Annotated in this window: 12 protein-coding genes; 6 read left to right on the forward strand and 6 right to left on the reverse strand. The window is 51.8% G+C overall.

From position 1 onward, the window contains the following. Positions 1-2: 2 nt before the first annotated feature. Complete coding sequence (locus tag L2Y54_RS12585) at positions 3-953, forward strand: universal stress protein (RefSeq protein ID WP_236496487.1); 951 nt, start codon at positions 3-5, stop codon at positions 951-953. Here the strand turns inward: L2Y54_RS12585 and L2Y54_RS12590 are convergent. After that, positions 947-2,017 carry an AI-2E family transporter gene (locus L2Y54_RS12590; protein ID WP_236496489.1) on the reverse strand — a complete coding sequence of 357 codons (1,071 nt, stop codon included), beginning with the start codon at positions 2,015-2,017 and terminating at the stop codon, positions 947-949. The genes L2Y54_RS12585 and L2Y54_RS12590 overlap by 7 nt on opposite strands. Positions 2,018-2,127: 110 nt before the next feature. On the opposite strand from L2Y54_RS12590, the gene L2Y54_RS12595 reads away from it, so the two are divergent. Then, a complete protein-coding gene (locus L2Y54_RS12595) occupies positions 2,128-3,096 on the forward strand; it encodes a calcium/sodium antiporter (protein WP_236496490.1) in 969 nt (322 codons plus the stop codon). Positions 3,097-3,139: 43 nt separating this feature from the next. On the opposite strand, the gene tsaD is transcribed toward L2Y54_RS12595, so the two are convergent. Beyond that, the gene (tsaD, locus tag L2Y54_RS12600; protein ID WP_236496492.1) at positions 3,140-4,141 is read right to left on the reverse strand and encodes a tRNA (adenosine(37)-N6)-threonylcarbamoyltransferase complex transferase subunit TsaD; all 1,002 of its coding nucleotides are present in this window, start codon (positions 4,139-4,141) and stop codon (positions 3,140-3,142) included. A gap of 80 nt (positions 4,142-4,221) precedes the next feature. Between tsaD and L2Y54_RS12605 the strand changes: the two genes are divergently transcribed. The 4 genes from L2Y54_RS12605 to L2Y54_RS12620 all read left to right on the forward strand — a co-directional run bounded on the left by L2Y54_RS12605 (position 4,222) and on the right by L2Y54_RS12620 (position 8,432). Then, positions 4,222-4,965, forward strand: a complete 744-nt coding sequence (locus L2Y54_RS12605; protein WP_236496494.1) for a sialate O-acetylesterase — start codon at positions 4,222-4,224, stop codon at positions 4,963-4,965. A gap of 102 nt (positions 4,966-5,067) precedes the next feature. After that, positions 5,068-6,579 (forward strand): fumarate hydratase, encoded by a 1,512-nt coding sequence (locus L2Y54_RS12610; RefSeq protein WP_236496496.1) that lies wholly within the window; start codon positions 5,068-5,070, stop codon positions 6,577-6,579. Between the two features lie 203 nt (positions 6,580-6,782). After that, entirely contained in the window at positions 6,783-7,121 is a 339-nt protein-coding gene (locus L2Y54_RS12615) for a DUF1820 family protein (RefSeq protein ID WP_236496497.1), read from the forward strand. Positions 7,122-7,199: 78 nt separating this feature from the next. Then, complete coding sequence (locus L2Y54_RS12620; protein WP_236496499.1) at positions 7,200-8,432, forward strand: lytic murein transglycosylase; 1,233 nt, start codon at positions 7,200-7,202, stop codon at positions 8,430-8,432. A gap of 6 nt (positions 8,433-8,438) precedes the next feature. On the opposite strand, the gene L2Y54_RS12625 is transcribed toward L2Y54_RS12620, so the two are convergent. The 4 genes from L2Y54_RS12625 to L2Y54_RS12640 all read right to left on the reverse strand — a co-directional run bounded on the left by L2Y54_RS12625 (position 8,439) and on the right by L2Y54_RS12640 (position 15,732). Continuing rightward, positions 8,439-8,855, reverse strand: a complete 417-nt coding sequence (locus L2Y54_RS12625) for a hypothetical protein (RefSeq protein WP_236496501.1) — start codon at positions 8,853-8,855, stop codon at positions 8,439-8,441. 84 nt (positions 8,856-8,939) lie between these two features. Continuing rightward, positions 8,940-10,583 (reverse strand): SWIM zinc finger family protein, encoded by a 1,644-nt coding sequence (locus L2Y54_RS12630; RefSeq protein ID WP_236496503.1) that lies wholly within the window; start codon positions 10,581-10,583, stop codon positions 8,940-8,942. Continuing rightward, a complete protein-coding gene (locus tag L2Y54_RS12635; RefSeq protein WP_236496504.1) occupies positions 10,583-14,080 on the reverse strand; it encodes a hypothetical protein in 3,498 nt (1,165 codons plus the stop codon). The genes L2Y54_RS12630 and L2Y54_RS12635 overlap by 1 nt, the downstream gene beginning before the upstream one ends. Then, on the reverse strand, positions 14,077-15,732 hold the full coding sequence (locus L2Y54_RS12640; RefSeq protein WP_236496506.1) for a reverse transcriptase family protein: 1,656 nt from the start codon (positions 15,730-15,732) through the stop codon (positions 14,077-14,079). The genes L2Y54_RS12635 and L2Y54_RS12640 overlap by 4 nt, the downstream gene beginning before the upstream one ends. Positions 15,733-16,025: the final 293 nt, after the last annotated feature.

Here is a 16,025-nt window from a genome sequence, read left to right on the forward strand (position 1 = left end):
CCATGCGCCACTTTCATCATATTCTGTACGCCAGCACGCATTTGGATGACGCTACCTTGGATGGCTTAAAGCAAGCCCTGAGCATGGCTCGTGAAAATCAGGCGGCACTGAAGTTCTTATTGTTACACCCGGAATTGCCCTCAAACCAATGGGAATACCGTGACATGTACCACAACTTTTTTCACACGCAAGTGCAGGAATTACTCGAAACGGCGCGTGCTGCGCTGAGTACTTCCGTCGCTGAAATTCCGGCGGTGCAGGTGGAACTGGAAGCGATTAGTGAGCCGCCTGCGATTAGCATGATTCGCCATGTGTTGCGTGATGGGCATGATTTATTGATTAAGGAAGCGGAAGTTAAAGGCAATCACAAGGGTTTCAAGGCATTGGACATGACCTTGCTGCGTAAATGCCCCTGCCCAGTGTGGCTGGCACGCCCGATCAGTGCTTCCCGTGCGGACATGCGGGTGGCAGTTGCAATTAACCCGGAAAGTCGCGATGACCAAGAGCGGGTGCTAAGCTTGCGTTTGTTGGAACTTGCCAACTCACTAGCGGCGACGACCAGTGGTAAATTGGCGGTTGTGTCGTGCTGGGATTATCCGTTTGAAGATTTCTTGCGCCACAATGGGCGGGCAGAAGTGGCGGAGGCAACCATCTTGCAAACAGTGCTGGATGCACAAACCGAACATCGCGCTGCCCTCCAGCATTTGCTCCAACAGGCTGGATTAACACCAGAGCGTTATCGCGTTTATCACTTACGCGGGCAAGCCGATGACCTGATTCCCGATTTTGTTGAGGCGCATCAGGTGGATGTGTTGGTAATGGGCAGTGTGGCGCGTACCGGCATTAGAGGTTTCCTGATTGGCAATACCGCCGAAAACATTGCCGAGGAATTGGGTGGCAGCTTGGTGGCACTCAAACCCCACGGCTTTGTGTCGCCGATTGAACCTTATTGAGGCAATACCACGCTACTGACTTGCTGAGGCCAGGCATTGATCACCGCATTGATCAGGGTTGCCAGCGGAATCGCGAAAAACACGCCCCAAATGCCCCAAATCGAGCCAAAAAACAACACCGCCGTAATAATCGCGGCGGGGTGTAAATTAACCATTTCTGCGAACAGCAACGGTACTAGCAGGTTGCCATCCAGAAATTGGATAATCCCGTAGGCGATCATGACGTAGGCAAAATCGGCGTTAAATCCCCATTGGAAATACGCCACAATCGCCACCGGCAATGTCGCCACCGCAGCCCCCACGTAGGGAACTAATACTGAAATGCCCACCAAAAACGACAACAGCATTGAATAACGCAAATCAAACGCCACAAATACGACGAAAGAAACCGCCCACACCATCAGAATTTCCAGAAACTTACCGCGTACATAACCGGCGATTTTGGCATTCACTTCGCGCCAGACCTGCATCACCAATTCGCGGTCACTGGGTAGGAAATTACCGAACCATGCCAACACCATGTCTTTGTCTTTCAAAAAGAAAAACACCAGCAACGGTACGACCACCAAATACACAATAAAGGCGATCAGGTTAAAGACCGATGATAAGGAAAAACTCAATACATGCCGGGATAATTGAGTTAACTCATTGCGCAGGCTATTGAGCAATTCCACGATGGCTTGTTCGGAAATCAAGGTCGGGTACTTTTCTGGCAGTGTCAATAGGACATCTTGCCCGGCGGCGATCATGCCCGGAATTTCCAAGGCAAATTGTGTCGCTTGTTTGAACATGAGCGGGGCGAGTATCACCATTACCAATAACAGCATCATCACAAACAGACTGAAGACCAGCAGAATCGCGGCAAAGCGTGGCAACTTACAGCGATGTAACAAATGTACAGCACCATCCAATAGGTAAGCTATAATGACGGCTGCCAACATCGGTGCAAGTATCTTTCCCGCAAAAACAATGACACTTAAGCCCATTAGCAGCAACAGTGCCAAAATGGCGACTTGGGGGTTGGAGAAGTGGCGGGTATACCAGTTATTAAGCAGTTTAAGCATAGGGTTATTATCGTGGCATTTGCTGGTTAGAGGTAAGGGATACTAGCAGACACGCCTTAAAAATGGCATAAACCGTTCCATACTCATCAAATTCAAAGGAAATCGTTATTATGTTGTTATCGCTGGCCGCTATTGTCGTGGGGCTTACTATATTGGTTTGGAGTGCCGATAAATTTGTCGATGGTGCTGCTGCCACGGCAAAACATTTGGGAATGCCATCCCTCCTGATCGGGATGGTGATTATCGGGTTTGGTACATCCGCACCAGAAATGACCGTATCAGCCTTTGCCGCGTGGGAAGGCAACCCCGCCTTGGCTTTGGGCAATGCTTATGGCTCAAACATACTGAATATTGCATTGATCTTGGGGATAACCGCCATGATTGCGGTGATTGCGGTGCATTCCGATATTGTCCGCAAGGAAATGCCGATTTTGCTGGCGGTGACGCTGCTGTCAGGTTTGCTGTTATGGGACAGGGAAATCAGCCGCTGGGATGCTGTGATCTTGCTGGTAGTCTTTTTCGGGATTATGGGTTGGTCTATTTACTCGGCGATGCGTGGGCGGCAGGATGCTTTATCCGCAGATGTAGAAGAGGAAATGGCAAGCCATCCGATGACCTTGAAAACGGCATTGGTATGGTTGGCTATCGGTTTAGTGTTGTTGATCATTAGTTCACGAATTCTTGTGTGGGGTGCGGTGGATATTGCCCATGCCTTGGGGGTTAGCGATTTGATTATCGGTCTGACGATTGTGGCACTGGGTACTTCGCTACCGGAATTGGCTTCCTCCGTTGCGGCTGCTCGCAAAGGTGAATCCGATTTGGCAATAGGCAATATTATCGGCTCTAACTTGTTTAATACCTTGGCAGTGGTAGGTATTGCCGGGGCAATTGCACCGATGGCAGTTGCCGATGAAGTGTTAACCCGCGACTTCCCGGTTATGCTGGCAGTCACCGTGGGCTTGTTCATTATGGCCTATGGTTTCAGGAAGCCGGGGCATCTAACCCGTTGGGAAGGCATCCTGTTGTTGAGTGTGTATTTCGGGTACACCGGCTGGTTGATTTACACCGTGGTCGCATAAGTAACAGGTAGGGCAGGGGCATGGTGAAACGGTTTGCATGAGATTAAATCGCGTCCAGTTCGGTCAATGGCCAACGCGGACGCGCATTAATCACTGCCGCTTCGCTTACCCCTGCCAGTAACCTTAACGCGCCCGCATACGCAATCATCGCGCCGTTATCGGTGCAAAATGCCAAACGCGGGAAATAGACTTCCCCCGGCAATTCTGCCAATCGCGCCCGTAAGCGGCGATTCGCGCCGACCCCACCCGCCACAATCAGCCGCTTGCGACCCGCTTGTTCCAACGCCCGCCGACATTTGATAAACAGCGTGTCTACTACTGCGTCTTCAAACGCTCGTGCAATATCCGCTTTATCCTGCTCTGTTTGCCCAGACTTTTGCCAAGTCGTCAGCGAAAACGTCTTCAAACCGCTAAAGCTGAAATCACAGCCCGGTCGATCCACCATTGGGCGTGGAAATTTGTACATCCCCTCACGCCCTTGTTCCGCCAGTTTTGCCAACAACGGGCCACCCGGATAATCCAAGCCCATCAATTTGGCGGTCTTGTCAAACGCTTCACCTGCCGCATCATCCACGCTTTCGCCCAGAATGTGGTATTCGCCAATGCGCGGCACATCCACCAGCATGGTATGCCCACCCGACACCAGCAACGCCACAAACGGCAATTCCGGTGGATTTTCTTCCAACATCGGCGCGAGCAAATGCCCCTCCATGTGATGCACGCCCACGGCGGGAACATTCAAGCCCCATGCCATCGACCGTGCAATCGCAGCCCCCGTCAGCAATGCGCCGATCAGCCCCGGCCCTGCGGTGTAGGCAATGCCATCAATATCCGCCATTGTCATATCAGCATCCACCAACGCCTCGCGCAGCAATGGCAACACACGGCGAATATGATCCCGCGATGCCAATTCCGGTACTACGCCACCGTATTCGGCGTGCATCGCAATCTGGCTGAACAAGCGATGCGCCAACAAGCCTTTATCGGTGTCGTACAACGCCACGCCGGTTTCATCACAAGAGCTTTCAATTCCAAGTACACGCATGAGGGTCTTCTGGGGTTAAACAAGATGAAGAGAAGTATATATGCTAAAGTTGCGTGATGACAAAACAAGGTATAGGAAACATGCGATTCTTCTGGATGCCCTTGCTGGCACTCGTGCTGCTGGCGCAAACTCCCACCGTGTGGGCGAAAGATCGACTGATCGTATTGGCTGGACAGTCCAATATGATGGGGCGCGGCAAGGTACATGAGTTACCTGCTACTTATAAGACCACCCCCGCGAATGTGAAATATTTCTACCAAGGGCGCGAACACCCGCTGGCAAAATTTGCGTGGTTTGGCCCCGAAGTTAGCTTTGCGCACGATGTCGCCCGCGCTTTTCCCAACGATACTATTATTCTCGTGAAACAAGCCGCATCGGGCAGCCTGATTCAGCAATGGCAACCGGAGCAAGCGCTCTATAAAGCTTTGCTACGCCAAGTGGGTTTTGCCACCCCCAAAGACACGACCTTGCAGGCAGACGCGATTTTGTGGATGCAGGGGGAAAGCGATGCGCAAGAATCCATCGGTGTTGCCCAGCAATACGGCAAGCGCTTGACCACCTTGGTGACACAATTGCGCACTGATTTGGCTTCCCCCGACAGTTTATTCATTTACGGGCAGGTCAATCTGGATCACGAGAAACATGCCGAATCCATCGCGTCGGTACGCAATCAGCAGCAAGCCGCCCAGCAGCAATTGCCAGGGGCTTTGATGGTATCCACTGACGGTTTGGGTAAGCAGAGTGATGGCATCCACTACGATGCGGCAGGACAAATGGAATTAGGCAAACGCTTTGCAAAAGCCTACATTGAGCAGATGAAATAGCGCACGAAATAATGGTATTCACGCGCATTTTCACCTACGATTGTGCGCCACAACAAAAACAGTCGCCGCCCGCAGTTGATTAACCACCAAGGGAGTTGAGCCATGACCATTATTAAGCAAGACGACGTAATCGCCAGTGTGGCGGATGCGTTGCAATTCATTTCGTATTATCACCCCGTCGATTTCATCGAGGCGATGCATAAGGCGTGGGAACGTGAAGAATCCCCTGCCGCGAAGGATTCCATTGCACAAATCCTCGTCAATTCGCGCATGTGTGCCGAAGGGCATCGCCCGATTTGCCAAGATACCGGCATCGTTACCGTCTTCGTCAAAGTCGGCATGAATGTGCAGTGGGAAGGCGACATGAGCCTGTCCGACATGATCAACGAAGGCGTGCGCCGTGCGTACATGAACCCCGATAACGTGTTGCGTGCGTCCATCCTCGCCGACCCAGCGGGGGCGCGGAAAAATACCAAAGACAACACGCCAGCGGTGATCCATTACGAAATCGTCCCTGGCGACACTGTGTCGTTTGACGTTGCGGCCAAGGGCGGTGGTTCTGAAAACAAATCCAAAATGGTCATGCTCAACCCTTCCGATAGCATTGTGGATTGGGTGTTGAAAACCGTGCCAACGATGGGAGCAGGCTGGTGTCCACCGGGAATGCTCGGCATTGGCATTGGCGGTACGGCGGAAAAAGCCGCTGTATTGGCGAAAGAAGTGCTGATGGAACCCATCGACATTCAAGAATTGCAAGCGCGTGGCGCACAAAACCGCGTCGAAGAATTGCGGTTGGAACTTTACGAAAAGGTCAACAACCTCGGCTTAGGCGCACAAGGTTTGGGCGGTTTGACCACAGTGCTGGATGTCAAAATCAAAGACTACCCAACTCACGCCGCATCCTTGCCCGTGTGCATGATTCCCAATTGTGCTGCAACTCGCCACACCCATTTCGTGCTGGACGGTTCCGGCGCGTCGTTGCAAACCCCTCCAGACTTATCCAACTGGCCGCAAATCTCACTGGAAGGCGGCGCGTCAGCCACCCGCGTTAATCTCGACACCATCACCCCCGAACAAGTGCGTAACCTGAAACCGGGCGAAACCGTATTACTGTCAGGCAAAATGCTGACGGGGCGTGACGCCGCGCACAAGCGCATGATCGACATGCTCAACAAGGGCGAAACGCTGCCGGTTGATTTGAAAGGGCGTTTCATTTATTACGTTGGCCCGGTTGACCCTGTGCGTGATGAAGTTGTCGGCCCTGCTGGCCCTACTACGTCCACCCGTATGGATAAATTCACCCGCCAAATCCTGCAACAAACCGGCTTACTGGGCATGATCGGCAAATCCGAACGTGGCCCGATTGCGATTGAAGCGATCAAGGAATTCGGTGCTGTTTACTTGATGGCAGTCGGTGGGGCGGCGTATTTGGTATCCAAAGCGATTACGGGCGCGAAAGTGTTAGCGTTCCCCGAACTCGGCATGGAAGCCATTTACGAATTCGAGGTCAAGGATATGCCGGTCACGGTTGCGGTGGATAGCAACGGTGAGTCCGTGCATACCACCGGACCTGCGAAGTGGAAGCAAATTATTGATGCGCGTTTAGGAAAATAATCGTCTTGAACTGGGATTTTTAGGATTATAGGATTACCAAGATGAAGAGGTGCTCTCTATCTTTCTTCATCCTAGTCATCTTTTAATCCCATGAATCCTAGTTCAAGACAAAAAGCAAAAAAGTCAACTCAGTGACTTTCCGCCCGTTTTCTGCTACAACTAGCCCATTTTTCCCCTGATAATTATTCTTTGAGGCAAAACCGTTGAGCAGCGACCGCAGCATCTACCGCATTTCTTTTGTTAACCAAGACAAGATTTACGAAATTTTTGCCCGTCAGGTCTACGAGTCGGACCTGTACGGCTTTGTCGTGGTGGAAGAAATTGTTTTCGGTACGCAAAGCAGCGTGGTGATCGACCCCGCTGAAGAGCGCCTCAAAACGGAGTTTGAAGCGGTCAAGCGCAGCTTCATCCCCATCCATTCCGTGATCCGTATTGACGAAGTGGAACACACGGGTGTCAGCAAAATTCTGGCACTAGACGGTTCGGGGGCTGTGGGTAATGTCAGCCCGTTTGCCCGTCCGGTGGGTAAGAAAAAAGACTAAAGTTTGTTCTTCACCCAACCTTTCCGAATATCTCTGCTATTATACGTCGATGATTTTTCGAGTGTATGGAACGGCTGAATGAACCAGAAGTGGTTACATGGGTTGCCGGTAGTGTTATTGCTTGTTGTGCTGTTGTTCGGGTACGGAACCAGGACTGACAGTGCGTTTGATGCATGGAAGCAGCAATTTCGTCAGGTCGCCATTAACAAAGGCATCCACGCGGACAACGTGGATAGGGCTTTGCGGGGCTTGTCGCCCGATAAAAAAGTCCTGCGTCTGGAAGCACATCAGCCCGAATTTACCAAAAGTGTTTGGGAATACCTCGAAACCGCCGCATCCCCCGAACGTATCGCCAAAGGGCAAGCCTTTTTACACGATTACGCACCGCTATTAAGCCGTATCCACGCGCAATACGGCGTACAACCCGAATACCTATTATCGGTCTGGGGGCTGGAAAGCAATTTCGGCAACCATACCGGGCGTTATAGCATTGTACGTTCACTGGCAACGCTGGCGTATGCAGGGGAACCAGCCCGCCGTGAATTCTGGCAGGCACAACTCATTTCAGCCTTACGCATTGTGCAAAATGGCGATATGCCGCCCATTTCCATGCAGGGTTCATGGGCAGGTGCTATCGGACACACGCAATTTATCCCCACGACGTTTGAAGCCTACGCAGTTGATTTTGACGGCGATGGCAAGCGCGATTTGGTGAACAGCATTCCCGATGCATTGGCGTCCACCGCGAATTATCTGGCAAATTCTGGTTGGGAACGCGATCAGCCGTGGGGCTTTGAAGTGCGTTTGCCAGCGAATTTCGACTGGTCGCAAGCGGATGTGGATTTCTGGTTGCCGCTGAATATCTGGGGCAAGATTGCGGGCGTGACGGCTGTTCATGGACAGGTGTTGGATAGCAGCACTAGCAATGCCTTTGTGTTGTTACCTGCGGGGCATCGAGGCCCGGCGTTTTTGGCATTACGCAATTTCGATGCAATTCTCAAGTACAACAATGCGCAGAATTACGCACTCGCCGTCGGTTATTTGGGGGATCGTATTCAAGGCAAACCGCCATTATCGGCAACTTGGCCGACCGAAGAATTACCATTGAGCCATGCTCAGAAATCCGAATTGCAGTCCTTGCTGACGATGGCGGGTTATAGCACCGAGGGGGTAGATGGCAAATTGGGGCCAAATACCCGTTCCGCCTTGCGGCGTTGGCAACAAGAGGCGGGTTTCCCAGCGGATGGTTACGCTACCTTGCAACAGTTGGACGTGTTACGCCAGCGTGTCGCTGCAAAGACAGCCAATTAAGTTGCCTTAATGTGCTTCAGGTACGCCTTGCCATAACATTTCATAGCCGACTTCATAGGTGTCATCACAAAATGCCGCTAATTGTGAGAATTTCTCTTTAAACAATTTATCAGCATGAGATTTTTCGTGTTGTTCAAACGACTTCCAATAAGTCACGATGACAATATCGCCCATATTTTGCTTAACGCGCTTATTTTTGTGACTGTCATCGCTACCGACGCTGCCTTCTTCGGAAATAAAACCGGCATTGCGGTAGACTTGTCCGCCAATAAATCCGCCATTATCATCGCCGTAGTTATTTTTGACGACATTACACATTTCGCCCAGTAATAACTCGACATCTTCAACGGTGACGCCTTCTTTCAAATCGACAACGTTGAATAACATCGTAGCACCGAAGGGAATTTCAATGGGATTAAACATAACAGTTTCCTTTTGCTACCAATATTACAATCATTGGATTGTAGAAGTTCTCGGTTACAATTACCCATAAACCTTAGCTTTTTACTAGGAATTGGCGTTATTGGTTTCCAAGCGCACCGCTAACATATGTTCACACGGCCCTTGATTCAGCTTGTTCTGAATGTAGAAGTGGCAAGAACATTTGGCTTCCACCAGTCGCATATCCGCATCCAGCGTAATCTCCGGTTGATACGTGTGTGCATTGTCGATCACTTCGCCGCGCACCAACTGCCGTCCATTCTGCTGCGCTTCTCGCGCAATCACCGTCACCAAACCCGCTTTACGGAAATTATCTGCCTTGGCTTCGCGCTCATTGCTGAAACGCAGTTTATCCATTGGCAATGGGTCTTTGCTAAGTTCGCGGAGGCGGTATACATCCTTATCCATGTCATACAATACGCGCCCGTATTGTGAGTAAATCCCCAGTGCGGATTTTACGGTTAGCTCGTCTAATCCTAAGCGCAATGCCAGCGATGTAGCACTTTCCTGCCAAGTAGTCTGCAACGCTGCAAACACGCGCTCGGCGGTGACGCTATCGACTTCACCCCGTGGAGCCATCAAATCGAAATTGCCCATGCGCGAAAAGTCATTGGCACTCCAACCCGACAAGCCCAGCGTGAAGGTCATGTGCTCCATTTCCGCTACCCAAAAGCTCGGCAAACCCGAACCCAGCAAGCTCACGCGGAAATGCTTCACGATGGGCAACAAACGTTCCAGTATGAACAAACGCCGCCGCCCCCAAATCCGCACTTCCTGCGCCGTATTGCCCGTGTAAATACTGCGCGGACAAGTCAAGGTTTCGCCCCACGGATCAAACTTCACCTGAATCGGCTGATCCGGTGTCAGGCAAAACCGCAATGAACGGGGGCCTGTCTTTTCCTTGTGCCGCTTTAAAAACAGCAAGATATTGTACATATCCATCGGGTGCAGGTTGAAGGTCGTAAACGGTAAACTCATCGCCGAACTGACTTGCAGGAAACCGCGTACCCAACTGTCGGGCAGGTCGATTTTCTCTTCCTTGAAGTCATCACTCAGGTCGGTTTTCACCTCAAAGCCAGACGGATCAATCACAAATTCGGTGCGCTTGTAATCACGAATTTTCTGGAATTCCTGATACAACTCGTGCGAATAGTCGATATTGGTCGTGCCGTAAGCGTGTTCGCGCACATTCTCAAACACTTCGTAGCGGCAGCTCAATTTGCCGTAACTCGACTCGTCCTGCGAAAAGCATTCAAAGAAAATACTGTCGGGGTGAACGGTAATCACCGGGTCAAGCACATACCACGCATCAATATCGTTCTTGTACAAATACTGGAAATACTCAGAACGCGCTTTATAAAACGGTGACAACACTGCCGTTTCTGCTTGCTGCACTTCGCGCATTTGCTGGCGTAATTCGTCCAGTTGCGCTTTGATTTGCCCCTGTTTTGCCATTGCTTCCGCCAAGAACACATCCTCTTGCGCTTTCAGCCACGCTTTGTAATCGGATTTGTCTTTAGGCTGGAAGCTCATATCTGACACCACTACTTGATGCAGCGCGGACATGGCTTCGCGGAACGGGATATGTTGCCCCAAATCCGCTGCAAAAAACGTCGGGTTACGCAACGCATCCGGCACGAAGGACATATTCGTTTCACGGCTAGTGTTCGAGACTTGCGAGTTGCCTTGGTATTTGCGGGAAAATTCCATCAGTAAGCCCTCACTGCGGGTGCGATGACGTGAACCGGTGTTTGTTGGATGCCGTAGCGGTTTTGCAATTCAAACAAGGTCTTGATGTAACGTGCTTTATCGGCAATCACGCGGCTCAACGATTGCTCGCTAAATAGGGAGGCAACCATGCGGGCGACTTGCTCATCCTTGCCAGATTCGGTGAACAGGAATGCAATCACCCGATCTTTCACCAAACGCCCGCGATTGACTTGCGATAAGACGGTACTGAAATAGCCTTGCAGTTTGAGGATGGTATCGGGCTTGCCGCTGGCGTATTGCTGCAAGAAATTCGACACGAACAATTGCACGTTATTGGCAGGGTGCTGGCTCAATTGCAGCAAATAGGTTTCACCTTCGCCCTGTTCAAAGCCGCGCAAGACCAGTTCGCGTCCGAATTGTTGCACATCGTGATAGACCTGATCACACACTGCCACCACGCGCTCGCTTGTCCAAAAGTCCGCCGCAAACGCCGCAAACAACGCAATCGCTTGAGTGCGGGTATCGTCCCAACGGTTGTCTAAAATCCGCACCGCTTCGGCGAATTGCTCAGTTACCCGCGCAGGATCGGCTTGCAATGCTGCCATTGCCCACGCCCGTACTTGCAAAGTGGGAATTTTGGTCAACATTGCCAACTGCTTGACTGAAAACGCGCCAGCAGGGTGAGCAGGCAAGATCAGTGCGCCCGCCCGTTCCGCCAATTTGCTTTTCGCGGTCAGCAAACGCCACAGTAAGTTCTGATCAATATCGGCGTGAATCGCTGCAACCGCTTGCACAATCGCCAGCATATCGTCGCTGTAACCTTCAACAGGCTCGGCTTTGAACAGCACCGGTAGAATGTGCGCGAAAATGTCTTTCTGAAAGTCGGCATCGTTGACCGACAACACCGCCAGCCGCGCACCACGGCGCAATTCAGCATTTTCATCGGTCAGCGCATTGAACAGCAGCACACGGTATTCGCGTTTTTCGGCATCACTCAATTTGCCAATCAGCGCAATGCCCAAGGCTTGCAGCGCAGGTTCGGGGCGAGCCAATAATAGCGGCAACAGCGTGTGGTTGTTGGGCATTGCATACACGTAATTCTTGGCGAACAACTGCACATCATCGTGTAGCGATAGCAGTAGATTCAGCAATAAATCGGGGTGTTGCGCAAAATGCTCCGGTGTCAGATTCGCCAAACCATGATGGCGGATAGCGGCAAACTGCGCATTCAACAGCGCGAATACCACCTCAGTTTGCTGCAAGTTGTCGCGCAAATGTTCCAACGCCAGCAACGCGGTATTTTCGTAAGGGCGCACCACCAGTTCCAACCAGGTTGCTTGCGTTTGTTCCTGCAAGAAGGCGGTTTGTGGTTGCAGGCGACGGAAAGCAAAATCATTCACCATCGCGGCTTGGCAGTGGCGCAAAATGTAGAGCAAATCTTGCCCTGCATATGCCCACAGTGTGGCAAACGCTTCCGGCTGATTGGCTTCGCTGGAACGGTTTTCGTGCAGCACCCATTCACCTTTATAGCTCTCTTCGTACAGATGGCTGTGGCGATGCAAGATGAAATTCATACCGGCTAATGCTGGGAAATAAATAAGCTGTTTCTTCGGGGTACGTTGTGCCAGCGGCGAAGCATCGTCCGCCAATACCAGTATTTCTCGCGCCAGTTGCACATAATCGTTGGGGGCAAATTTGCCGAGATTGCGTAAATGACGCATGGTACGGCGGCGCAAATAGCGTTTGCTTTGCTGGGTGAAACTGGGATTTTCTTCGCGCCAGCTTTGCCGTCTGCCATCGTCGGGGGTAGTTTCTAGCCGATGATTCAAGATTGCCAGCGCGGCGTGGTCATCCAAAAACTCCGCCATTTTGTAGAGTTTGCGGAAGGATGCTGTGAATGAGTGATTCACGGGCGCATTCTGAATCGTGGTGAATGCCACCGCACGTTTTTCCGGCTGGATGCTGGCAAGCGCGTACAAATTCACCACATGCTGGCTGTAATGTTCCAGCAATTGTTCTTTGGGTTGGAGGGCTTCTTGGCGCAAATCGGCAAAGCGGTCTTGGAACAAGCGGCGCACATGGTAAGCCAGCGAGGTATCGTATTTGCTGCGGATGGCGGCATCAACCTCATGCTGGTAGCCATAAAACCAGCGGTCAGCGCTGATCTTGCGCACCACGCGGTTCACCACATCGTGGTATGCATCATGAGTTTTCAGGATGGCATAGCATTGCTGCAAACGGTCAGAGGAAACGTCTTGCTGGCGTTTGCTTTGCAGGTCGTAGTAGTTGGTAACGCGTTGCCACAAGCTGCTGATATTTTTGACTTTGCCGGTGGCTTTCAGAGCATTTTGCAGGTTGCGTTTGGTGTCACCCCACAAGTATTGCACATTGCCTTCGTTGGCGCGGTCAATGCTCCAAGTGTCGTTTGCCAGCACGGTTTGCAGATTCATGCCTGCCAATAGTTGGGTGTAAAGGTCGAAATCGGCTTGGTATTCGTGCTTTTTCTGATCCAGCAAGGCGTTATAGTGGTAACGCAATACGTCCATAATCGCGGGTTCAAGTTCCGGCACGGCGGCTTTGTTGGCTTGAATTGTGGCATAACTGGCAGCATCGACGCGCAGTGGCATGAAATCCTGATCGGCATCTGTCAATACGGTTTGGCTTAAGGCTTGCTCAATGGCGGCAGTCAACCCTTGCCAATGCAGCACTTGCTGGATGTACGCCCGATCTTCCTTGTTCACACGATCAAACGACATCGCGGCGTAATGGTCGAAGGCTTGGATGGCTTCAATGGCTTGCACCGCATCCAGAGTTTGGTCTAACTCCGGCAAAACGCTTTCCGGGCTTTGCCCGACTTGCAAACACGCAAACTGGTACAGGTGTGCGGGGATTTTGTCTTGGAGTTGCTGCAATACGGCGAACGCGGCGGAATCATGAGTACGCCCCGCTGCCCATGCGATGCTGTAATACGTCATCGCATCGTCTTTGGCTTTTGTAGGCAAGTTGGCAAGCAAGGTTTGCAGAGCTGGGGCGAGTTCAGGAATGCGCAATTCGCCCGCTTTCCATACGCTGCGGCTCAAACTGTAGCCGTCAATCAAGCCAGTGCTATCGGCATGTTTGTCACCTTCAGCGAACTTGTGCAGGCGTTCGAGGATTTGCTGATCACGGCTTTGGGCTTTTTTGCCTTTGCGGGGCGCGGCGGCAGGTTGTGCGGCGGCACTAGCCCCGATGGTTTCGCCCGTCACGGGGTTGTAGCCCATTAGCACTTGGTAGCCCTTGTTCATCTTGCTGACCAGCAAGCTATCCGCGACTTTTTTGGCTTTGGCAGAATCCACGGGCGCGGCGGTTTTGCTGCCTTCGGTCAACGGTTTGCCGGAACGTCCGTAGCGGAAATTGACCAAATAGCTGTCATCAGCGGCTTCCACGATGTCGACTTCGTACACTTTGTCGGACGTGCCGTCCTGAAAGCGTAGGGTAGTACGGCGAATCAGTTTCATGATTTACCTCTCAGCAGGGACATTAGCGTGGATACCAAGCCTTGCGGCTGGTCGGGTGTAGGTGGTGGTGTAACAGGCAAGAGGACATCTGCCGGAAACGGTATCCCCAATGCTTGTTGCACTTCAATCAGGACATCGCGGTGTTGAATCGTGTCATCCAGCGTCGGGGCTGGCTTGACGGGCGCAACCTGCATGTATTCCAGAGGTAACTTACCTTGCGCGGCGCGTTCGCGGAATTGCGTATTGCTGAACTTCATCGCTACATTCGGTTTGCCGTGTTTTTGCTGGATGACGGCAATCTGTTGCAGAAATTGGCTGCCTTTTTCCGGGTTCACCATGCGCACGTAATGCGCGTAACTTTTGATGCTTGCCAAAATGTTGTAACCGTTGCCCCAGCTTTTATCGGCGTAACCGTCTTTGTCGATCTGGAACAGCAGGGCGCGGAATTGCTTAAGCTTTTTATTATCGACCGACAGGTGTTGATTGACCACAATGCCAGTGACTTCCTGCTTGCTGCCCTGTTTCATGATGCGGGTTTTGTCAGGGTGGACGTTGAAACCTTCCGCTGTCACCGTGGCTTTTGCGCCGTACAACAGGGCGGGAACGGCGGCAGTATCCGAGCCGGAAAAGGTCAAATCATCAGCGTAACGGGTGTAGGCAAAACCGTGTTTGGTCGCCAAGCCTTGCAAGCGTTTATCCAGCGTGCGGCAAATCACGTTGCTCAAGGCAGGGCTGGTCGGTGCGCCTTGTGGCAAGCGGCGGCTGGTGCTGTTGAGGTAATAACGTTGCCCGTCCATTTCCACGGTTTGCGTATCGGCTTCGGAACACAGCAGCGCGAGCAGGGACGCGATTTCGTTATTGTAGCCGAGTTGCGCAAACGTGCCTTTGATGCGCGGGTAAGTAACGGTGGGGAAAAAGTCTTTCAGATCCATATTGATCACGACTTTTTGCGCCAAATGCGGCTGGGCATTGCTGACAATGCTGCGCCCTCTGACGAAACCGTGCGCTTGTTCGGTGAGTTCCAGCGGTTGCAGAATATTGTCCAACACCCAGTATTGCAGGCGTTTCAGGCGTGGCATCGGCGCGGAAATCAGGCGTGTGCCGCCGGACTTTTTCTGCATCGCAAAATGTTGGTAGTGGCACACCCGCGACACTTGATTGCTATAGGTCAGAAAACGCAATTCATTGAGGGTAATGCCCATGCCTGCGGCGAGTTCTGCGGCGTTGGAATAGACGGGTAAGCCAAGGCTGTTAAGGCGTTCTGCGTCGGATACATCGTCAGTGGCGGAGGGTTTGAATCCGGCAGCGTCACCGAGGTAATGGATGTGGTTTTGCTGCTTTTCGTGCCAAGCCTGTGCGCGTTGGTAGCGGTCGACTTCGCGTTTGACCTTGGTATCAATGCGTTGCTGGCGGGCTGCTGCCATGCGTTCTTGGTGGATGGCTTTGAGCGCGGCTTTCGGGTCGGTAATTTGCGACGATAAGGCATTGATTTGGCGTTGCAAATCGCCCCGGCGTTTGATCAGGGATTCGGCCAGCGTCGGCTGTGCGTCTTCCTTCCAATAGCCCAAGCGTTGCATCTCACTGAGGATATATTCATCCTTGGAGGTTTCTTTAATCTTGTCGTAGAGTTGCTGGCGGGTGAGTTGGCTCATGCAAATCCCTGATTTTTCGTTATTTTTAATGAAATAGCCGACACGAAGTCGGCTATTGGGCAGTAAATACCTTCGTTCATCCAGAAGATCAGCTTGCTACACTCGATGCGGGGACGACTAGTAGTGCGATATTGGTTTCCTAGAAACGCAATGCAATTCGCACTACTAGTCAGTCCCCGCCCTAGTAAAGAGCAAGCTGATGTCGCTTTGACAGGCTTTATGCGCGAACAGCGATCCACTGTTCAACAGGCAAGGGTTCATTTACTGTGGGATTAATATAATTAAATTAATTT

It is taken from the genome of Thiothrix winogradskyi, assembly GCF_021650935.1.
Taxonomy (GTDB): domain Bacteria; phylum Pseudomonadota; class Gammaproteobacteria; order Thiotrichales; family Thiotrichaceae; genus Thiothrix; species Thiothrix winogradskyi.